The sequence below is a fragment of the Pseudomonas sp. efr-133-TYG-23 genome (assembly GCF_030209215.1).
In the GTDB taxonomy this organism is placed as follows: Bacteria; Pseudomonadota; Gammaproteobacteria; order Pseudomonadales; family Pseudomonadaceae; genus Aquipseudomonas; species Aquipseudomonas rhodesiae.
This window is the reverse complement of record NZ_JARVSL010000018.1, coordinates 1-20,637: the sequence shown is the minus strand read 5'-3', so window position 1 is coordinate 20,637 and position 20,637 is coordinate 1. Positions and strand designations below refer to the sequence as shown.

The following is a 20,637-nucleotide window of genomic DNA, read 5'->3' as shown; positions in this document are numbered from 1 at the left end:
GCACGCCGGTCAAATGTGGGGAGGGGGCTTGCCCCCGATAGCGTTGGACCAGTTAGAGATACTCAGACTGACACACTGCAATCGGGGCAAGCCCCCTACCACATTTGGCTTGTGTACATTTTCACAATAGAGGGCTCACAAACAACAAAACCGCCCGAAGGCGGTTTTGTTGGGTGGAGCACTTACTGGTCGGCCAGTTTGTGTTCCAGGTAGTGAATGTTCACACCACCTTCGCAGAAGCCTTCATCGCGGACCAATTCCCGGTGCAGCGGAACGTTGGTCTTGATGCCGTCGACCACGATTTCGTCCAGGGCGTTGCGCATACGGGCCATGGCCTCGTCGCGCGTGGCGCCCCAGGTGATCAGCTTGCCGATCAGCGAGTCGTAGTTGGACGGAACCTTGTAGCCGCTGTACAGGTGCGAATCGACGCGAACGCCGTTGCCGCCCGGAGCATGGAAGTGCTTGACCAGGCCTGGGCTCGGCATAAAGGTTTTCGGGTCTTCGGCATTGATCCGGCACTCCAGGGAGTGGCCATGAATCTTCACGTCAGCCTGGGTGAACGACAGCACGTTGCCGGCGGCGATGCTTAGCATCTCCTTGACGATGTCGATACCGGTGACCATCTCCGAAACCGGATGCTCCACCTGCACGCGAGTGTTCATCTCGATGAAGTAGAAACGACCGTTCTCGTAGAGGAACTCGAAGGTACCGGCGCCACGGTAGTTGATGTCGATGCACGCCTTGACGCAGCGCGCCAGAACTTCCTGGCGAGCGGTTTCGTCCAGGCCCGGAGCCGGCGCTTCTTCCAACACCTTCTGGTGACGGCGTTGCAGCGAGCAGTCACGGTCGCCCAGGTGGATGGCGTGGCCCTGGCCGTCGGACAGTACCTGCACTTCCACGTGACGTGGATTGGTCAGGTATTTCTCCAGATAGACCATCGGGTTGCCGAACCAGGCGCCGGCTTCCGCACGGGTCTGCTTGGCCGCTTCGATCAGGTCTTCTTCTTTGTGCACCACGCGCATGCCGCGACCACCACCACCACCGGCGGCCTTGATGATCACCGGGTAACCGACTTCGCGACCAATGCGCAGGGCGGTTTCCTCGTCTTCAGGCAATGGGCCATCGGAACCCGGAACGGTTGGCACGCCGGCCGCAATCATGGCGTCCTTGGCCGACACCTTGTCGCCCATCAGGCGAATGGTTTCGGCTTTCGGGCCGATGAAGGCGAACCCGGATTTTTCCACCTGTTCGGCGAAATCGGCGTTTTCCGCGAGGAAGCCATAGCCTGGGTGGATGCCATCAGCGCCGGTCACTTCTGCCGCGGCGATGATGTTCGGGATGTTCAGGTAGGAGTTCGAGGCCAGTGGCGGGCCGATGCAGATGCTCTCGTCCGCCAGCTTAACGTGCATCAATTCGGTGTCGGCCGTCGAGTAAACAGCGACGGTCTTGATGCCCTCTTCCTTACAGGCGCGCAGGATACGCAGCGCGATCTCGCCGCGGTTGGCGATCAGGACTTTTTGCAGTTTCTTCGCAGGTTTCAACATCGAAGGTGCTCCGCGGTTCAAACGATGGTGAACAGCGGCTGGTCGTACTCAACCGGCTGACCGTTTTCTACCAGGATGGACTCGATCACGCCGGCTTTTTCAGCGGTGATGTGGTTCATCATTTTCATCGCTTCGACGATGCAAATGGTGTCGCCCACTTTCACGGTCTTGCCCACTTCAACGAAGGCTGGCGAGGTCGGTGCCGGGGTGCGGTAGAAAGTACCGACCATTGGCGACTTGACCACGAAACCGTTCAGCGCAGGAGCTGCCGGTGAGGCAGGAGCAGCCGGGGCAGCCGGTGCAGCGGCTGGTGCAGCAGCAGCCGGAGCCGGCGCTTGCATCTGCGGGGCATAGAATTGTTGAGCTGGGGTCTTGCTGTGGCGGCTGATCCGTACGGACTCTTCGCCTTCCTTGATTTCCAGCTCGTCGATACCGGATTCTTCCAGCAGTTCGATCAACTTCTTAACTTTACGGATATCCATGAATCATCAACTCCCAAGGGTCGGTCAGGGGCGCTTGGCCGGTTGTTCAAGCTGTTCCAGGGCGGCCTCCAGGGCCAGTCGGTAACCGCTGGCGCCAAGGCCGCAGATCACTCCCACCGCTACGTCGGAGAAGTAGGAGTGATGGCGGAAAGGTTCGCGTTTGTGCACGTTCGACAAATGCACTTCGATGAATGGGATGCTCACCGCCAGCAGCGCGTCACGTAATGCAACACTTGTATGCGTAAAAGCGGCTGGATTGATCAGGATAAAGTCCACACCTTCGCCGCGCGCGGCATGGATGCGATCAATCAACTCGTACTCGGCATTGCTTTGCAGGTATTGCAGATGGTGGCCGGCATCACGGGCCCTCTGTTCCAGATCGAGGTTGATCTGATCGAGGGTCACTGCCCCGTAGACGCCCGGTTCACGGGTGCCAAGCAGGTTCAGGTTGGGTCCGTGAAGAACCAGTAAGGTCGCCATCGGCTGTTCCTTGTTATAGAGGTGGGTACGTCAGAACCCGGCGACTATGCCGCAAAGCCTTTGTGACTGTCCAGTTCTATGCAGTAGGCGGCACGATTAGCGAGGATTGCGCAAAATTTATGACTGTGGGTCAGTATCCGGTCATAGGCGACACGTCATGAACCCTATGGAGATCAAGTGTGGAAGGGGGCTTGCCCCCCGATTGCAGTGTGACAGTCTCAGTATCTCTAACTGATCCACCGCTATCGGGGGCAAGCCCCCTCCCACATTAGTTCTTGATATGACGCTGGGACCGGTTAGACGCGGAATGCCTGTACGGCGGTATTGAGCTGCCCACCCAGCACCAGCAAATGCTCACCCTGGCTGCGACCTTGGCCGATACGCAGCAAATTGTCTTCGCCCAGTTGATGAATACGCTCGCTGTTATCGCGAATCTCACTTACCGCGCCACTCTGCTGCGCGGTGACATCGGCGATGCGCACGGCGGTGTCGGAAATGGTCTGGATCGCGCCGACGATTTCGTCCAATGCGCCGTCGGCGGCCTGGGCCTGCTGGGCGGTGGCTTCGGCGTGTTCCACCTGGGCGCGCATGCCTTCCACCGATTGGCGGGCGGCGCTTTGCAGGCCGGCGATCAAGCCTTGGATTTCGGCGGTGGCGCCGGCGGTGCGCTGGGCCAGGGAGCGGACTTCGTCGGCGACCACCGCAAAACCGCGGCCGGCCTCCCCGGCGCGGGCGGCTTCGATGGCTGCGTTGAGTGCGAGCAGGTTGGTCTGGTCGGCGATGGAGCGGATTACCGTCAGCACACCGCCGATGGTGGCGGATTCTTCGGCGAGTTTTTCGATCATCTGCGCGTTTTGCTGTACTTCGCCCACCAGGACATGCAGGCCGGTCAGGCTCAGGCCGATCACCCGCTGGCCCTGTTCCACCGCCTGGCCTGCGCTGCGGCTGGCGCCGGCGGCCTGGCTGGCGTCGCCGGCCACTTGCTGAATGGTCGCTTCCAGTTCACCCAGGGAGTCGCGGATCTGCGCGGTATCGCCGGCCTGGCGCTCGGCGCCGTCGTGCAGGCCGCTGCTCAATTTGGCCAGCGCACGGCTGCTGCCGGCGACTTCTTCGGCATTGCCACGAATGGTGTCTACCAAGTCCACCAGGTAGGCACGCAAGCGGTTCAGGGAGGCTTCGATATCGTGCAGTTCGCGGTTGGTCTTGCCCAGGGCAATCGGTTGGCTGAAGTCGCCCTCTGCCCAGGTCGATAAGGCCGGCGCCAGGCTGGTCAGCACTCGGGCCAGGCGGCGTTGGAGGGTGTCGATCAGCAGCGCGATCAGCAGGATCAGGCCAATCATCACGCCTTGCATCAGGCGCACTTCGCCCTGGATTTTGCCATGCTGCGCGCGCACTACCGGTTCCAGCCCGGCGATGGCCTGTTGCACCGCATTGATCTTCAGATGCGTGGCGGCGGCCAGGTCGGCGCGCTGCTGGATCTGCGCGCGGGTGCGTTTGAGTTCGGCGGGGTAACGGGTCAGCAGGCTGTTGAGTTCGCGCTTGAGGTCGACGCCGCTGTCCTGGGCTTCGGCTTTTTCAGTGTTTTCCAGGCCCATCAACGCGGAGAAGTCATCGGTATTGGATTCGGCGCTGGCTTTCACACCCAGTAATGGCAACTGTTCCAGCAGGTCGGCCTGGCCACGGATCTGGCCGAGTTCGCGCTCCACGTCATCGGCCAGCTCGGCGCGCCCGCTGCTGACCAGTTTGTCGCGGGCCAGTGAGAGTTTGCCCAAGTGCTGGGACGCGGCCAGCAGCGCTGGCAGGTAGCGTGCAGCTTCCGGGGAGTTCACGCCGGTGGCGTACTGGCTCAGCTGTTCCAGGTTCGCACTCAGCTCACGCTCGGCCTGCACCAACAAGGCTTGCGGGTCGCCGGCCAACTTGCCGGCGGCGAGCAGGTCGGTCTTGCTGAAGGCGTCCAGCTCCACCAGGCTGGGGCGTAGGCTCTGCGTCAGCTCGGCGGGCAGTTCATCCAGATGTTGCTGCAGGCTTTCCAGGCTTTGGCTGGCACCGCTCAAACGCAGCGCATCGCCACTGGCCAGATAGTCCTCGATATTGCGTGCCGCCTGGTTCTGAAAGGTCTGCGACAGGCTCAGGTAGCGTTCCATCAGCAGATAAGGGCGCTCCAAGGCGCGTTGCGACCACCATAAGGTCGCCCCCAGCGCCAGGCACACGGCCACTAACAGGAGGGTGTTGAGATTGGTCAGCAGCTTCAGGCGCATGCGTGGTTTCAGCCGGCAGCAAAAGATAAGTGCCTGAAGTTATTGCGTTTCTATTACAGCGTTATGACGGAGTCAGTGGATTCCGATGAAAAGATGGCACTTTGCTTTGATGTGCGCGCCGCCTGTACGCGGTTGCGTCCTCCACCTTTGGCGCGGTACAGCGCCTCGTCGGCCTGGGCCGCCATCATCAGGCTGTCGGAACCGTCGCACAACTCCACCAGGCCGGCGCTGAAGGTGCACCACAGATCATGGGGCTGGGCGGGGTAGTGGATTTCGGCAAAGCGTTCGCGAATTTCATCCAGCACCTTGCAGGCCGATTCCAGGTCGGTGTCGGGCATGACGATGGCGAACTCCTCACCGCCGTAGCGCCCGATAAAGTCGGTCTTGCGCAACCGCTGCTTAAGAAACAGCGCCAGGCTCTTGATCACGCGGTCGCCCATCGGGTGGCCGTGGCTGTCATTGACGCGCTTGAAGTGGTCGATATCGAGCATGGCAAAGCTCAGCGGCTTGTTTTCGCGGCGCGCGCGGAAGCTGCAGTCTTCGAGCAGTTGCAGGATATGGGTGTGGTTGTACAGACCGGTCAGGCTGTCGCGCACCATCCGCGCCTTGAGGTTACGGGCGCGGGCCGCGCGGTTGCGCACGGTGGTGATCAGGTGGCGCGGCTTGATCGGCTTGGTGAGGAAGTCGTCGCCGCCCTCGCTCATGGCATCCAGTTGCTTGTCCAGATCGTCCTCGGCCGACAGGTAGATGATCGGCACGCTCACATAACGGTCATTGTGGCGGATCACCTTGGCCAGCTCGGTGCCGGTGCAGGCGGGCATGTACATGTCGAGGATGATCAGGTCGGGCTGGAAGTCCGCCAGTTCGGCCATGGCCTGGATCGGCTCGATCAAGGTGCGGGTGACGATGCCGGCGCTGTTGAGCAGGCGCTCGGTATGCAGGGCCTGGGCCCGCGAGTCATCGATGATCAGCACTTTATAAGGTTCGTACTGGGCGACGCAGGTCAGCACTTCGATCTTTTCCAGCAGGCTGGAGGCTTCCAGCGTGCCGGTGAGGAATTCCTGGCCCCCGGCGCGAACGGCGGCCAGGCGCGTGGGGGTGTCGGTTTCGTGCAGGCTGAAAAACAGCAGCGGCAGTTTTTGCTCCAGGCCTTCTTGGGCTTCGGCAGCGAGCTTGAGGCCCAGCCCGGTGCCGCAGAAATCCACGTCCATCACGATGGCAGATGGCAGGCGCTCGGCCATGGACGAGCGAAATGCCGCTACGCTGTCCAGGGACTGTGCGCTCATACCAAAGAATTCCAATTGCTTGGCCAGGCGCTCGGCACGGTCGTGATCGGCCAGCATCACGTAGATCGGCTTGCGCATCGGCGGCAGAAAGGTTTGTTCCAGCTGGTCGCCCTGGCGCAGGCCGGTGCGGGACAAACGCTGCATCAAACGGTTGAGTTCAGTGATCAACTGGCTGCTCAGGCGGCCGCGGTTTTCGTCCACCGCTTTAAGGGATTCGCCGATATGGTGAGCCAGTTGACCGTGCTCGGGCTGTTCGAAGCGCTCGGCAAAGCGCAGCAGGCGTAAATTGGCTTCGCTGAGTTCGGAGAGGTCGGCGCTCGACCATTCGCTGCGTTGCAGGCGCTGCCAGATCTCAAGAATTTGACGTGCCTGATGAATTACCCGCTGGGCAAAGTGCTGCTTGAGGCGCTCACGGCTGGGGTCTTCTGGCTCGGTCATATCCTGACTACTAGGTGAGGGTGCATGCTGAGGTTGACTGATGGCTCTATGCTAGCACCTCTTTTCATGGGAATGAGTGTCATACGTCAATTAACTGTGCGTCTTCGCTATTCAGTTACTGACTCGGTGGTCGCGCTGCGAAAAAAAACGTGCATCCTTATATAGACGAACACGCCCGATACGCCAGTTTGGATAAAACCCCCACACCGACCGGCACGATGGGGTAGGGTTGTGGTCGGAGTGTTTTGAACGCACGCCCTCAATTCAAGTGCATGAACTCAAGTGATTGAAAGGATATCGCCATGCTGGACTGGAAAAACCGTGCAGGCAGTGCCACCGGCCCCGCGCCTGAACCCAAATCGACCAACCGCGGCTATTTTCGTACGCTGCTGATGAGTCGGGCCGTACTCAGCGTACTCGGCCTGTACCTGTTGGTCACCGGCGCTCTGGGCTGGTATTGGAGCGAAGAGCCGGCGTTGTTTCCGGTCCAGCAAAATGCGCAGATCGCTGCCGACAAAGACGGCAAGCAGATGGTCGTGGGCTTCACCACCGTTGAAACCCTCAAGACTGTGGTCGGCACGCTGTTGAACAAACCCGGTGGCTACATTTCTAACGACCGCTTCCCGCCGGGCCTGTGGATGGACAACATGCCCAGCTGGGAATACGGCGTGCTGGTACAGGTGCGCGATCTGACCCGCGCTCTGCGTAAGGACTTCGCCCGCTCCCAGTCCCAATCGGCTGAAGACGCTGACTTGGCCAAGGCCGAGCCACGCTTCAACTTCGACAACAAGAGCTGGGTGCTGCCGTCCAGTGAGTCCGAGTACCAGGAAGGCATCAATTCCCTGAGCCGCTACGAAGCGCGCCTCTCCGATCCCAACCAGAAAGGCGCGCTGTTCTACGCCCGCGCCGACAACCTGAACAATTGGCTGGGCGATGTCGCCACGCGCCTGGGTTCGTTGTCCCAGCGCCTGTCGGCCAGCGTCGGTCGGGTCAAACTCAACACTGCGTTGAAAACCGAGGCGCTCGCGCCGGGTGAAGTGCCGCAGGTTGACGAAGAAGTGGTGGAAACACCGTGGATGCAGATCGACAACGTGTTCTACGAAGCCCGTGGTCAGGCCTGGGCCTTGTCTCACCTGCTGCGTGCGATCGAAGTCGACTTTGCCGATGTGCTGGCCAAGAAGAACGCCACCGTCAGCGTGCGCCAGATCATTCGTGAGCTGGAAGCCTCGCAAGAGCCGGTGTGGAGCCCAATGATCCTCAATGGCAGCGGTTTTGGCGTGCTGGCCAACCATTCGCTGGTCATGGCCAATTACATTTCCCGGGCCAACGCTGCGGTGATCGACCTGCGTCAACTGCTCAACCAGGGTTGATGATGGATGCCAGTCAACGGGAGGAGGCCCATCGCGCGGCCTCCGATGCCGAGCTGATCTGTTGGGTCGACGAGCAGGACAACCTGCTCGGCCACCTCGTCAGGTCCGATCTGCGTGCGCGTGGCTTGATCGGCCGCTGCACGTTTATCTTCCTCTTCAACTCCAAGGGTCAGCTGTGCGTGCATCGGCGCACCCTGAGCAAAGCCCTGTACCCAGGGTTTTGGGACACGGCGGCGGGTGGAATGGTCGCGGCGGGTGAGTCTTACGCGGTGTCGGCGGCCCGTGAATTGGAAGAAGAGTTGGGCGTGGGCGGGGTGGATCTGGTCGAACATGACCATTTCTATTTCGAGGATGGTGACAGTCGGCTCTGGTGTAAATCCTATTCAGCCGTGTGGGATGGCCCTCTGCGGTTACAGCCAGAAGAGGTGATGGAGGCGCGCTTTTTACCCATCAGCAAAGTCTTGCGGGACGCCAAGAAAAAACCTTACTGCCCTGACGCTCAAGAGGGCTTGCGCCGCTATCTGGCCTTGCGTCGCTAAAGTTGCATGAAATGGCGCCATTTGGCTCTTAGCAAGCGTGCTTTTTGCCGTTACACTGCGCGACTTTTCACCCGCGTCGCTTTGGCGATTCGGTAGCGCTGCCCCTGCCTGAGTGGGGCTTCGCGGTCGGCTGACCCTTTTGGGGGCCGATCAGTCTTCATCCTCCCAAGAGGATTGCCGGTGGCCAAAAAAGCCGCATCCTTCGCCGCCCTTGGTGGCCTGGTATTTTCCACCGACGCAGGTCGACACTGCCCGGACTGTCGTCAGCCCGTGGATGCCTGCATCTGCAAACAGACCCTGATTCCCGAAGGCGACGGTATTGCCCGCGTGCGACGCGAGAGCAAGGGCCGTGGCGGCAAGACGGTGACCACCATCACCGGCGTGCCCCTGGCCGCGGAGCCCCTCAAGGAACTGGCCACCACGCTGAAAAAGCGCTGTGGCACCGGTGGCGCGTTGAAAGACGGCGTCATCGAGATCCAGGGCGACCACGTCGAGCTGTTATTGGCCGAGCTGATCAAGCTGGGATACAAGGCCAAGAAGTCCGGCGGCTGAGCCTCTTACCGGCCAGTGTCTAAACTCTGTCCTGCGAGTGGGGTCTACCTCTCTTACAGGCAAATCGTCATTTTCATTCTTTAGACTGCGCCGGCCTCGAACCCGAGGCGGTGCCTTCGACTTCATTTATAGGGGACTTCGATGTCCGTACGACGCACACGCAAAGACGATGGCAGCCAATGGACCGTTGCGGACAGCCGCAGTGTTTATGGGATCCGCCATTGGGGGGCCGGGTATTTCGCGATCAATGACGCCGGTCGCGTTGAAGTTCGTCCAAACGGCCCGAACAGCACGCCCGTCGACCTTTACGAGCAAGTCGACGAACTGCGCAAAAGCGGTCTTTCGCTGCCGCTGCTGGTGCGCTTCCCCGACATCTTGCAAGACCGCGTGCGCCAACTGACCGGTGCTTTCGATTCCAACATCGAACGCCTGGAGTACCAGAGCAAGTACACCGCGCTGTACCCGATCAAGGTGAACCAGCAGGAAGCGGTGATCGAGAACATCATCGCCACCCAGAACGTTTCCATTGGCCTCGAAGCCGGCTCCAAGCCCGAGCTGCTGGCCGTGCTGGCGTTGGCACCAAAGGGCGGCACCATCGTTTGCAACGGTTACAAGGACCGTGAGTTCATCCGTCTGGCGCTGATGGGCCAGAAGCTGGGCCACAACGTGTTTATCGTGATCGAAAAAGAATCCGAAGTCGGCCTGGTGATCGAAGAGGCCGCGAGCCTCAAGGTCAAGCCTCAGGTGGGCTTGCGCGTGCGCTTGTCGTCCTTGGCGTCGAGCAAGTGGGCGGACACCGGTGGCGAGAAATCCAAGTTCGGTTTGTCGGCCGCGCAGTTGCTGTCGGTGGTCGAGCGCTTCCGCGCCGCAGGCCTGGATCAGGGCATTCGTCTGCTGCACTTCCACATGGGCTCGCAGATCGCCAACCTGGCGGACTACCAGCACGGCTTCAAAGAGGCCATTCGTTATTACGGCGAACTGCGTAACCTCGGCCTGCCGGTGGATCACATCGACGTCGGCGGTGGCCTGGGCGTGGACTACGACGGTACTCACTCGCGTAACGCCAGCTCCATCAACTACGACATGGACGACTACGCCGGCGTGGTGGTTGGCATGCTCAAGGAGTTCTGCGACGCGCAGAGCCTGCCGCATCCGAACATTTTCTCCGAAAGCGGCCGTTCGCTGACCGCCCACCACGCCATGCTGGTGGTGCAGGTGACCGACGTCGAGAAACACAACGACGAAATCCCGCTGATCGAGAACAAGGAAAGCCTGCCGGAAACCGTGCAATGGCTGGTGGACCTGCTCGGCCCGACCGACATCGAAATGGTCACCGAAACCTACTGGCGCGCTACCCACTACATGAGCGACGTGGCTGCCCAGTACGCCGACGGCAAACTGACCCTTTCGGAAAAAGCCCTGGCCGAACAGTGCTACTTCGCCGTGTGCCGTCGCCTGCATAACTCGCTGAAAGCCCGCCAGCGCTCGCATCGCCAAGTACTGGACGAACTCAACGACAAACTGGCCGACAAGTACATCTGCAACTTCTCGGTCTTCCAGAGCCTGCCCGACACCTGGGCCATCGGCCAAGTGCTGCCGATCCTGCCGCTGCACCGTCTCGACGAAGAGCCGCTGCGCCGTGCGGTACTGCAGGACCTGACCTGCGACTCCGACGGCAAGATCAAGCAATACGTCGACGAGCAGAGCATCGAAACCAGCCTGCCGGTACACGCCCTGAAGGAAGGCGAGGACTACCTGCTGGGTATCTTCCTGGTCGGCGCCTACCAGGAAATTCTCGGCGACATGCACAACCTGTTTGGCGACACCGACTCGGTGAACATCTACCAGCGTGAAGACGGCTCGGTGTACAGCGCCGGGATCGAAACCCACGACACCATCGAAGACATGCTGCGCTACGTGCACTTGTCGCCGGAAGAGTTGATGACGCACTACCGTGACAAGTGCGCCAGCGCGAAGATCAGCGCGTCGGAGCGTACCCAGTTCCTGGATGCGTTGCGTCTGGGGCTGACGCGTTCGTCCTACTTGTCTTCCTGATACCGTCTTGAGCGACGCACGGTGTTTTCCGTGCGTCGTATCGGCGGGCGCTTCAGTGCACTTTCAGGCACACACTGTGCCCGCATTGAGCGGTATTGAACTCAAGGCTAAGTCGGTCAATTCTGTCAACGTTACCGTTTCTACGGTGCACCATGACAACTCGGTCATCAATGGGCAGCTCAACTCGACCTTTTGGCCCAAGTTGGTGAACATCGGCTTCTTGGGTGACTATCAGATTGAACTGGGTGCTGTTTTCCACCTCCAGCATGCCCTGAACATTGGCCGGCCCTTGCCCATTAGTGCAGCCAGCAGTGGTTGCGAGTGTGCAAGCGGCGGCCATCCACAGTGCTTTCGTGATGTTCATATCCGACTCTCCTTGAATGTATGGGATGGGGATTACCCATGACCATTCAACGCCCGGCGGGTCGGTTTGTAACCTGTGAAAACTAACAGGTCGGATCGCCAAACCATTGGTTCTTTTTGCTCAAGCGCCACGCGATAACCCACAAGGTTAAACTGCGCAGCGCCATAAACAGCAGGAAGCTGATCCACAACCCGTGATTGCCCAGCCCCTGCAAGACCCACGCGAACGGCAGCACGATCAATACCGTCAACAACATCCCATCGCGCATTTCCCGCGCCCGCGTGGCACCGATAAACAGCCCATCCAGCAGATAACTCCACACCGCAATCAAGGGCAGTACCGCCAGGTAAGGCAGGTAGGTGTCGGCGGTTTCGCGCACGCTGGGGATATCGGTCTGCATGGCGATAAACAGATGGCCGGCGACGCTGAACAACAATGCAAATCCAAGGCTGGCGATCAGTGACCAGCCACCGGCCACTACCAGCGAGCGGCGCAAGGTTTGCCGGTCCCGTGCGCCGATGGCGTGACCGCACAGTGCCTCCACCGCGTGGGCCAGGCCGTCCAGGGCGTGGGCGGTCAGCAGTAGGCCGTTGAGCAGCAGCGCATTGGCCGCCACGGTGGCGTCGCCCAGGCGCGCGCCTTGCACCGTGATCATGAAAAACACTGACTGCAACGCCAGGCTGCGGATAAAAATGTCGCGGTTGACCGCCAGCAACGGGCGCCAGCTCTGCCAGCGCTTGAGGGCCGCCCAGGCGATATGCCCGGGGTAGGCGCGTAGGGCTTTTTGCGTGAGGGCCAGGCCAAGCAAGGCACCGGTCCACTCGGCGATGACCGAGGCGCGTGCCGACCCCGCGACGCCCCACTCCAGGCCAAGCACGAACCAAAGGTTCAGGGCGATATTGACCAAGTTGGTGGTCAGCAGAATCGCCAGCGGCGCGCGGGCGTTCTGCGTGCCGAGGAACCAGCCAACCAGCGCATAGCTGGCCAGTGCAGCGGGCAGGCCGAACAGGCGGGTGTGGAAAAAATCCCGGGTCAGTTGATTCAGTTGCGCGGACGGCTGCATCCATTCCAGTGCCATATGGCTCAGGGGGATGCCCACCGTGCCCAGCAATATGGCCAGCCCAAGCGCCAGCAGCAAGCCTTGCAGCAGGATCTGTCGCAGCGCTGCGCCATCCTTGCGCCCGGCGGCCTGAGCGGCGAAACCAGTGGAGCCCATGCGCAGAAAACCCATGGCCCAGGCCAAAAAGGTGTACAGGCTGGCACCCACGGCCACCGCGCCCAATTGGTGGGCATGCGGCAAATGGCCGATCACCATGCTGTCGACCAGGGCAACCAACGGCACCGAGATGTTCGACAGAATCATCGGCGCAGCCAGGGCCCATACGCGGCGGTGGGTGGGGCGGTCGCGCCAGTCGGTCAGTAAGGTGGACATGCAGGCTCCTTGGGGGAACGACATTGTAACCATCCATTAGCCATGCAGCAGAGCCAATGTGGGAGGCGGCTGTGGGATTTGGCTGGGGGTTTCAAACGGCTGCGAACCAACCCACCCTCCGTCGGTCAATGTGACCAGCACCACATCGGCCCCGCTCGGGCTGATATATAGTTCACACCCCCGGTTCCCTCTGACAACGAGTGCCCCATGCTTAACAAAGGATTGTTCCTGGCCTGCGCCCTGGCCCTGCTGAGCGCCTGCGATTCTTCCGATAAACCCACTGCGCCCACCGCACCCGTGGCGATCACCAGCACCGCCCCCAAGCCGATCAAAGCGGCGGTGGATGTGGCGGCGCTGAAGCAGCGCTACGCCGGGCGTGAATTAAGCGTGGTAGACGTGTCCGAGGTGCAGTTGGACGGTGCCAGCACGCTATCGGTGAGCTTCTCCATTCCCCTGGACCCGGAGCAGAAGTTTGCCGACAAGCTGCACCTGGTCGACAGTAAGTCCGGCAAGGTCGACGGCGCCTGGGAACTCTCCGATAACCTGATGGAATTGCGCCTGCGTCACCTCGAACCGCAGCGCAAACTGGTGCTCACCGTCGACGCCGGGCTCAAGGCCGTCAACGATAGTAAACTCGCCGCCGAGCACATCGCCCGCCTGGAAACCCGAGACCTGCAAGCCACCGTCGGCTTCGCCAGTCGCGGCACCCTGCTGCCGACGCGCCTGGCCGAGGGCCTGCCGGTGATCGCGCTGAACGTCGACAAAATCGACGTCGAATTCTTCCGCATCAAGCCCGAGTCCCTGCCGTCGTTCCTGGCGCAGTGGGGGCGCAATACCAGCCTGCAAAGTTACGAGTCCCGCGAGTTGCTGCCCATGGCCGATCTGGTCTACGGCGGGCGTTTCGATTTGAACCCTGCGCGCAATACCCGCGAAACCCTGCTGCTGCCGATCGCTGGCCTCAAGCAATTACAGCAGCCAGGCGTATACCTGGCGGTGATGCGTGCGTCGGGCACGTATAACTATTCCCAACCGGCCACGCTGTTCACCCTGAGCGACATTGGCCTGTCGGTGCACCGCTACAGCAATCGCCTCGACGTTTTTACCCAGGCCCTGGAAGGCGGCAAAGCCCTGAATGACGTGGACCTGGAAGTGCTGGATGGCGATGGCCGCGTGCTGGCCGAGGGCAAGACCGAAAAGGGCGGCCACGCGCAGTTGCCGCTGCCGAAAAAAGCCCAGGTGTTGTTGGCCAAACAGGGTGAGCAGACCAGCCTGTTGCGCCTGGATAGCGCCGCGCTGGACCTGGCCGAATTCGACATCGGCGGCCAGCCGTCCCACCCCTTGCAGTTCTTTGTATTCGGCCCGCGCGACCTGTATCGCCCAGGCGAAACCGTGCTGCTCAACGCCTTGCTGCGGGACAAGGACGGCAACACGGTCAAGCCGCAGCCGGTGAGCGTCGAAGTGCGTCGTCCGGATGAACAGGTCAGCCGCAAATTCGTGTGGGATGCCGACGCGTCCGGCCTCTATCAATACGCCCTGCAATTGGCCGGCGAAGCGCCGACCGGGCGCTGGCAACTGGTGTTCGACCTGGGCGACGGCAAGCCGCAGTTGTACGAATTCCTCGTTGAAGACTTCCTGCCCGAACGCTTGGCCCTGGAACTCAAGGGCAGCGACACGCCGTTGAGCCCGGCGGACAGCCCGCAAATCCAGCTCACGGGGCGCTACCTCTACGGCGCGCCGGCTTCGGGTAACCGGGTGAGCGGCCAGGTTTATGTGCGGCCGTTGCGCGAGGCGGTCAAGTCGCTGCCGGGCTACGAGTTCGGTTCCGTCACCGAGGAGGACCTGAGCCAGGATTTCGAGATCGACGAAAACGTGCTCGACGCCAAGGGCCAGGAGGTTCTGAGCCTGGAGAGCAAGTGGGCCGAGGCCAAGTCGCCGCTGCAACTGATCGTGCAGGCCAGCCTGCATGAGTCGGGCGGGCGGCCGATCACTCGGCGCCTGGTGCAGCCGATCTGGCCGGCCAAGCAACTGCCGGGCCTGCGCGGGCTGTTTGACGGCAAGGAAACCAATGGCGACGGCCCGGCGGAATTCGAAGTGCTGCTGGCCAACCAGGACGGCCAGAAGCTTGCCGCGCCCAACCTCAAGGTGCGCCTGGTGCGCGAGCGCCGTGACTACTACTGGAACTACTCCGACAACGACGGCTGGAGCTACCACTACAACGAAAAATTCCTCAACCTCGACGAGCAGACCCTCAACATCAAGGCCGGTGATACCGCCAAGGTCAGCTTCCAGGTGGAGTGGGGGCCGTATCGCGTCGAGGTCGAAGACCCGCAGACCGGCCTAGTCAGCAGCCTGCGTTTCTGGGCCGGTTATCAGGCCCAGGACAACACCGAAGGCGGCGCCGTGCGCCCCGATCAGGTCAAGCTGGCGCTGGATAAGCCAGCCTATGGCGATGGCGATACCGCTAACATCACGGTCACGCCGCCGGCCGCCGGTAAGGGTTACTTGCTGGTGGAATCCGCCGAAGGGCCGCTGTGGTGGCAGGAAATCGACGTGCCGGCCGAAGGCAAGAGTTTTGCCGTGAAGCTTGACCCGAAATGGTCGCGCCATGACCTGTATGTCAGCGCCCTGGTGATTCGTCCCGGCGAGCGCAAAGCCAATATCACCCCGAAACGCGCGGTGGGCCTGCTGCACTTGCCCCTGGATCGCACCCAGCGCAAGCTCGGCGTGACCCTCAGCGCTCCGGAAAAAATGCGTCCCAAGCAGCCGCTCACGGTGAAGGTCGCAGCCAGGAATGCCGACGGCAGCGTGCCTAAACAAGTGCATGTGCTGGTGGCAGCGGTGGACGTGGGCATCCTCAATATCACCGAATATCCGACGCCCGACCCGTACGCCAGCCTGTTCGGCCGTAAGGCTTATGGCGTGGATCAGTTCGACATCTACGGCCAGTTGATCGAAGCCGGCCAGGGCCGTCTGGCCAGCCTGGCGTTCGGCGGTGACGCGGCGTTGGCCAAAGGTGGCAAACGCCCTGACACCAGCCTGACCATCGTGGCGCTGCAAAGCGCGCCGGTGACGTTGAATGACAAGGGCGAGGGTGAAGTCAGCGTCAATATTCCTGACTTCAACGGCGAGTTGCGCCTGATGGCCCAGGCTTGGAGCGATGACCGCTACGGCATGGCCGAAGCCAAGACCGTAGTCGCCGCACCCCTGGTGGCCGAACTGTCGGCGCCGCGCTTCCTGGCCGGCGGCGACCAGACGAGCCTGGCGTTGGACCTGTCCAACCTGTCGGGCAAGGCGCAGAAGCTCGATGTGCAACTGAGTGCCGAAGGCCAGTTGGAACTGGTCGATGCCGGCGCGCAATCGGTCGAACTCAAGCAAGGCCAGCGCACCACGCTGCGCATCCCGGTGAAAGCCTGGGGCGGGCTGGGGCAGGGCAAGCTCAAGGTCACCGTCAATGGCCTGGACCTGCCGGGCGAACAGCTGCCGCCGTTCAGCCGCGAATGGACGTTGGGCGTGCGCCCAGCCTACCCGGCGCTGCTCAAGCATTACCGCGCGGTGCTCAAAAGCGAACCGTGGAGCTTGCCCGTTGGCACGCTGGATCAATTCGATGCCTCGGGGCGTGAAGCCTTGCTGAGCCTGTCGAGCCGGCCGCCGTTGAACCTGGGCGCGCAGATCAGTGCGCTCAAGGCCTATCCCTACGGTTGCCTGGAGCAGACCGCCAGCGGCCTGTATCCCTCGCTGTATGCCGATGACGCGTTGCTCAAGCGCCTGGGTATCAAGGGTGAGTCGGACGCCGAGCGCAAGCGCAAAATCGAACTGGGCATCGAACGCCTGCTGGGCATGCAGCGCTATAACGGCAGCTTTGGCTTGTGGGGTGCCGATGGCGAAGAGGAATATTGGCTGACCGCGTACGTCACCGACTTCCTGCTGCGCGCCCGTGACCAGGGTTTTGCCGTACCGGCCGAGGCCCTGAAAAAAGCCAGCGAGCGCCTGCTGCGTTATGTGCAGGAGCGCAACCTGATCGACGTCGACTACAGCGACAACGCCGACCACACCCGCTTCGCCGTGCAGGCTTATGCCGGCATGGTCCTGGCGCGCAGCCAGCAGGCGCCGTTAGGGGCGTTGCGCAGTCTGTTCGAGCGGCGCAGCGATGCGCGCTCGGGGTTGCCGTTGGTGCAGTTGGCGATTGCCCTGCAGAAAATGGGCGACCAACCGCGTGCCGATCAAGCCTTGCTCGCCGGCCTTGCCGCACAGCGCAGTAACAAGGATTGGCTGGCCGATTACGGCAGCCCATTGCGCGATCAGGCGATGATCCTGGCGCTGCTTGAAGAAAACGACCTAGCCAAGGGCAAGCGCGAGGAGCGGCTGTTTACCTTGTCGGATCAATTGGCGGCCAGCCCGTATCTGTCGACCCAGGAGCGCAATTCGCTGTTCCTCGCCGGGCGTCTGGGGTTCGCGCAACCGGAGGCCAACTGGCAAGTGTCGCTTACCGGCAGCGGCGGGGTGCATGAGTTGAATAATCAGCAGTCGACACTGGCATTGGACGGCAAGCTGCTGTCCGCCGACCTGGCCCTGAGCAATCAGGGGGAGACGCCGGTGTACCAGCAACTGACGATCTCCGGTTACCCACAAGTCCCGCCGGCACCGGGGGGCGACAACCTGAGCATCCGCCGCGAGTACCTGGGCATGAACGGTCAGCCGTTGAACCTGCGCAACCTCAACAGCGGCGATCTGGTGCTGGTGCATGTGGCAGTCAAAGCCAAGCAACGGGTGCCGGACGCTCTGGTGGTGGATTTGCTCCCCGCAGGCCTGGAGCTGGAAAACCAGAACCTGGCACAAAGCGCCGCCAGCCTGGATAACGCCAGCAGCCAAGTGAAGGAGTGGCGTGAGTCGATGCAGAACGCATCGCTCAAGCACCAGGAGTTCCGCGATGACCGCTACGTGGCGGCCTTGAATCTGGACAGCGATGTCACCACGCACCTGCTGTACCTGGCGCGTGCCGTAACGCCGGGCACCTATCGCGTGCCGCCGCCGCAGGTGGAGTCGATGTATCGGCCGAACTGGCAGGCGGTGGGTGAGACCCCGGCGGATCTGGTGATCAAGGGGCGCTGATTTCTCAACTCGGAATCGGCGCTAATGTGAGAGGGAGCTTGCTCCCGATGGCGGTGGGTCAGTTGCCAGGTGCGTTGACTGGAGCGCTGCTATCGGGGGCAAGCCCCCTCCCACAGGGGGCTGTGGCGTGCTTAACGTTAATGCACGACCCAACTGAGCAGCCACAGGCCGAGCATCAGCCAGATGATGCCCATGATGATCGACGCCCGCATAAAGGCGCGTACGGCCGAGTAGAGCAGCATCAGGCCGATGATCAGGGTGATGATGCTGATGATCGAAGTGTCCATGCCCAAGGTGCGGGACAGGCCTTCGACGAAGTTGCTGCCGGCGTGGGTCAGGGCGCCGAACAGTCCGCTGAGGCCGTCGACGATAAAGCGGATGACGGAACCGAGCGCCTGGCCCAGCCATTCGAAGAAGCTTTCTACCTGCATATATGTGTCCTGATCAAAAGGTGGGCGGGTGTGTGCCTTTGGTTGTTATTGCAGCGGGCTAGTTCCCCACAAGCATAGAGGTTTGCCGGTTTGAGGTTTCGTTTATTCATGGCTGGATTCACTCGGCTCCCACGGTTGCTGCGCTGGTTTATGGGTGCTGTGCTGTCAGTGATTGCGCTGCTGTGGCTGGCTGACCGCATCTGGCCCTTGCCGCTGCCTCAGGATGATTTGGCGCGGGTGGTGCTGGCCGAGGATGGCACGCCGTTGTGGCGATTTGCCGATGCCGACGGCGTGTGGCGCTATCCGGTGCAGACCAGTGAGGTGTCGCCGTATTACCTCGATGCGCTGCTCACCTATGAAGACCGCTGGTTTTATCAGCATCCGGGGGTGAACCCGCTGGCGTTGGTGCGGGCGACCTGGCAGAACCTGGCCGGGGAACGGGTGGTGTCGGGTGGCAGTACCCTGTCGATGCAGGTGGCGCGCCTGCTGGACCCGCACTCGCGCACCTTGCACGGCAAGTTGCGTCAGTTGTGGCGCACAGCCCAGTTGGAGTGGCACCTGTCCAAGGCCGAGATCCTCAACCTGTACCTCAACCGCGCGCCCTTCGGTGGCACCTTGCAGGGCGTGGCGGCGGCCAGTTGGGCGTACCTGGGCAAATCCCCGGCGCAGTTGACCCACGCCGAGGCCGCGTTGCTGGCGGTATTACCACAGGCGCCCAGCCGCCTGCGCCCGGATCGCCATCCGCAACGTGCGCAGCAGGCCCGCGATAAGGTGCTGCGGCGCCTCGCCGAATTCCAGGTATGGCCGCAAACGGCGGTCGATGAAGCCCTGGAAGAACCGCTGCTGCTCGCTCCGCGCCAGGAGCCCAGCCTCGCGCCGTTGCTTGCGCGACGCCTGAACCGTCCCGACAGCCCGCCGTTGATCCGCACCACCCTGGACGCCTCCTTGCAGCGCCGTCTGGAAGACCTGCTGCTGGGCTGGCGTGCGCGTCTGCCGGAGCACACCTCGGCCGCGATCCTGGTGGTAGAAGAAGAAACCATGGCGGTGCGCGCCTACTTGGGTTCGGTGGACATCAACGATGCCAGGCGCTTCGGGCATGTGGACATGGTCAGCGCCTTGCGCTCGCCGGGCTCCACCTTGAAACCCTTCCTGTACGGCATGGCGCTGGACGACGGCTTGATTCATTCCGAGTCGCTGCTGCAGGACGTGCCTCGGCGCTACGGCGATTACCGCCCGGGCAACTTTTCCATGGGCTTTACCGGTGCGGTGCCGGCGAGTACGGCGCTGTCCAGTTCCCTCAACCTGCCGGCGGTGCAGTTGCTTGAAGCCTACGGGCCCAAGCGTTTTGCCGCGCAGATGCGCATCGGCGGCGTGCCCCTGGCGCTGCCGGCGCTGGCCGAGCCGAATTTGGCGCTGATTCTGGGCGGCGCCGGCAGCCGCCTTGAGGATCTGGTGAGCGGCTACAGCGCTTTCGCCCGCGACGGCAAGAGCGCCACTCTGCGCTTTCAACCGGACGATACGCTCAGAGAGCGGCCGTTACTGTCGCCAGGTGCCGCCTGGATTGTGCGGCGCATCCTCAGCGGCCAGTCCCGGCCGGACCGCGACCCGCGCGCCGAGTTGGTCCAGCGCCCGGTGCTGGCCTGGAAAACCGGCACCAGCTACGGCTTTCGCGATGCCTGGGCGATTGGTGTGGGGCCGCGCTACTTGATCGGCATCTGGATCGGCCGCCCGGACGGCACACCCGTGCCCGGTCAGTTCGGTCTGGCGTCGGCGGCGCCACTGATGCTGCAAGTGCACGATGTGCTGACCAACCGCGACAGCCAGCGCGGTATCAGCGCGCCGGTCAAAGCAGTGCCGGCCAATGTCGGCGTGGCGGCGATCTGTTGGCCGCTGGGCCAGCCTATGAGCCGCACCGACCCTAATTGCCGACGCCAGCGCTTTGCCTGGACTCTGGACAACACCACGCCGCCGACCTTGCAGGCATTGGATCAACCGCTCAGCGTAGGGCTGATGGAAAACGTGTGGGTCAACGCCAAAGGCTTGCGAGTGGATGCCCACTGCCCCGGCGCGCAGGCCAGGAATATCGCCCTATGGCCCGCGCCGCTGGAGCCCTGGTTGCCCAGGGCCGAACGCCGTGAAGCACGCATTCCGGCGGCCGACCCGGACTGCCCGCCACCGGCCTTGGCGGCCTCTTCACCGCTGTCGATTGTCGGCGTTCGCGAAGGCGACCAACTGCGCCTTCCGGCCGGCAGCCAGCAGGCTTTGCAGTTGAAGCTATCCGCCCTGGGCGGCAGCGG

At 62.2% G+C, this 20,637-nt stretch carries 14 protein-coding genes; 6 read left to right on the top strand and 8 right to left on the bottom strand.

Annotated elements, in window-relative coordinates; all coding sequences use genetic code 11:
- Nucleotides 1–182: 182 nt before the first annotated feature.
- From accC to QRN41_RS11710, 5 genes are all read right to left on the bottom strand, one after another.
- Nucleotides 183–1,544 carry an acetyl-CoA carboxylase biotin carboxylase subunit gene (accC, locus tag QRN41_RS11730; protein WP_034095683.1) on the bottom strand — a complete coding sequence of 454 codons (1,362 nt, stop codon included), beginning with the start codon at nucleotides 1,542–1,544 and terminating at the stop codon, nucleotides 183–185.
- Between the two features lie 17 nt (nucleotides 1,545–1,561).
- Nucleotides 1,562–2,026, bottom strand: coding sequence for an acetyl-CoA carboxylase biotin carboxyl carrier protein (accB, locus tag QRN41_RS11725; RefSeq protein WP_034095684.1), 465 nt, complete (start codon nucleotides 2,024–2,026; stop codon nucleotides 1,562–1,564).
- A gap of 24 nt (nucleotides 2,027–2,050) precedes the next feature.
- Nucleotides 2,051–2,506 (bottom strand): type II 3-dehydroquinate dehydratase, encoded by a 456-nt coding sequence (gene aroQ, locus QRN41_RS11720; RefSeq protein WP_034095685.1) that lies wholly within the window; start codon nucleotides 2,504–2,506, stop codon nucleotides 2,051–2,053.
- A 296-nt stretch (nucleotides 2,507–2,802) separates the two neighbouring features.
- Nucleotides 2,803–4,764, bottom strand: coding sequence for a methyl-accepting chemotaxis protein (locus tag QRN41_RS11715; protein ID WP_167416827.1), 1,962 nt, complete (start codon nucleotides 4,762–4,764; stop codon nucleotides 2,803–2,805).
- A 53-nt stretch (nucleotides 4,765–4,817) separates the two neighbouring features.
- Nucleotides 4,818–6,488 carry a response regulator gene (locus tag QRN41_RS11710; RefSeq protein WP_034136709.1) on the bottom strand — a complete coding sequence of 557 codons (1,671 nt, stop codon included), beginning with the start codon at nucleotides 6,486–6,488 and terminating at the stop codon, nucleotides 4,818–4,820.
- Nucleotides 6,489–6,790: 302 nt separating this feature from the next.
- Here QRN41_RS11710 and QRN41_RS11705 point away from each other — a divergent pair, with 302 nt between their 5' ends.
- The 4 genes from QRN41_RS11705 to speA all read left to right on the top strand — a co-directional run bounded on the left by QRN41_RS11705 (nucleotide 6,791) and on the right by speA (nucleotide 11,004).
- A complete protein-coding gene (locus QRN41_RS11705) occupies nucleotides 6,791–7,858 on the top strand; it encodes a DUF2333 family protein (RefSeq protein ID WP_034136710.1) in 1,068 nt (355 codons plus the stop codon).
- Nucleotides 7,859–7,860: 2 nt separating this feature from the next.
- Entirely contained in the window at nucleotides 7,861–8,397 is a 537-nt protein-coding gene (locus QRN41_RS11700; RefSeq protein ID WP_034136711.1) for an NUDIX hydrolase, read from the top strand.
- Between the two features lie 180 nt (nucleotides 8,398–8,577).
- A complete protein-coding gene (locus tag QRN41_RS11695; protein ID WP_034095690.1) occupies nucleotides 8,578–8,949 on the top strand; it encodes a translation initiation factor Sui1 in 372 nt (123 codons plus the stop codon).
- A gap of 141 nt (nucleotides 8,950–9,090) precedes the next feature.
- A complete protein-coding gene (gene speA / locus QRN41_RS11690) occupies nucleotides 9,091–11,004 on the top strand; it encodes an arginine decarboxylase (RefSeq protein ID WP_034136712.1) in 1,914 nt (637 codons plus the stop codon).
- Between the two features lie 52 nt (nucleotides 11,005–11,056).
- Here speA and QRN41_RS11685 read toward each other — a convergent pair whose 3' ends face one another.
- Nucleotides 11,057–11,368 carry a hypothetical protein gene (locus QRN41_RS11685; RefSeq protein WP_167416828.1) on the bottom strand — a complete coding sequence of 104 codons (312 nt, stop codon included), beginning with the start codon at nucleotides 11,366–11,368 and terminating at the stop codon, nucleotides 11,057–11,059.
- 82 nt (nucleotides 11,369–11,450) lie between these two features.
- Nucleotides 11,451–12,800, bottom strand: a complete 1,350-nt coding sequence (locus QRN41_RS11680) for an MATE family efflux transporter (protein WP_167416829.1) — start codon at nucleotides 12,798–12,800, stop codon at nucleotides 11,451–11,453.
- Between the two features lie 207 nt (nucleotides 12,801–13,007).
- On the opposite strand from QRN41_RS11680, the gene QRN41_RS11675 reads away from it, so the two are divergent.
- The gene (locus QRN41_RS11675) at nucleotides 13,008–17,909 is read left to right on the top strand and encodes an alpha-2-macroglobulin family protein (RefSeq protein ID WP_167416830.1); all 4,902 of its coding nucleotides are present in this window, start codon (nucleotides 13,008–13,010) and stop codon (nucleotides 17,907–17,909) included.
- 137 nt (nucleotides 17,910–18,046) lie between these two features.
- Here the strand turns inward: QRN41_RS11675 and QRN41_RS11670 are convergent, their stop codons facing one another.
- Nucleotides 18,047–18,340, bottom strand: a complete 294-nt coding sequence (locus QRN41_RS11670; protein WP_034095695.1) for a hypothetical protein — start codon at nucleotides 18,338–18,340, stop codon at nucleotides 18,047–18,049.
- 150 nt (nucleotides 18,341–18,490) lie between these two features.
- Here QRN41_RS11670 and pbpC point away from each other — a divergent pair.
- Nucleotides 18,491–20,637: peptidoglycan glycosyltransferase PbpC (gene pbpC, locus QRN41_RS11665; RefSeq protein WP_502941888.1), on the top strand; the 2,147-nt coding region annotated here is incomplete at its 3' end.

Bases quoted from the DNA above. Each gene is read 5' to 3' on its own strand.
- accC (WP_034095683.1), bottom strand. From the start codon at position 1,544: ATGTTGAAACCTGCGAAGAAACTGCAAAAAGTCCTGATCGCCAACCGC.
- accB (WP_034095684.1), bottom strand. From the start codon at position 2,026: ATGGATATCCGTAAAGTTAAGAAGTTGATCGAACTGCTGGAAGAATCC.
- aroQ (WP_034095685.1), bottom strand. From the start codon at position 2,506: ATGGCGACCTTACTGGTTCTTCACGGACCCAACCTGAACCTGCTTGGC.
- QRN41_RS11715 (WP_167416827.1), bottom strand. From the start codon at position 4,764: ATGCGCCTGAAGCTGCTGACCAATCTCAACACCCTCCTGTTAGTGGCC.
- QRN41_RS11710 (WP_034136709.1), bottom strand. From the start codon at position 6,488: ATGACCGAGCCAGAAGACCCCAGCCGTGAGCGCCTCAAGCAGCACTTT.
- QRN41_RS11705 (WP_034136710.1), top strand. From the start codon at position 6,791: ATGCTGGACTGGAAAAACCGTGCAGGCAGTGCCACCGGCCCCGCGCCT.
- QRN41_RS11700 (WP_034136711.1), top strand. From the start codon at position 7,861: ATGGATGCCAGTCAACGGGAGGAGGCCCATCGCGCGGCCTCCGATGCC.
- speA (WP_034136712.1), top strand. From the start codon at position 9,091: ATGTCCGTACGACGCACACGCAAAGACGATGGCAGCCAATGGACCGTT.
- QRN41_RS11685 (WP_167416828.1), bottom strand. From the start codon at position 11,368: ATGAACATCACGAAAGCACTGTGGATGGCCGCCGCTTGCACACTCGCA.
- QRN41_RS11680 (WP_167416829.1), bottom strand. From the start codon at position 12,800: ATGTCCACCTTACTGACCGACTGGCGCGACCGCCCCACCCACCGCCGC.
- QRN41_RS11675 (WP_167416830.1), top strand. From the start codon at position 13,008: ATGCTTAACAAAGGATTGTTCCTGGCCTGCGCCCTGGCCCTGCTGAGC.
- QRN41_RS11670 (WP_034095695.1), bottom strand. From the start codon at position 18,340: ATGCAGGTAGAAAGCTTCTTCGAATGGCTGGGCCAGGCGCTCGGTTCC.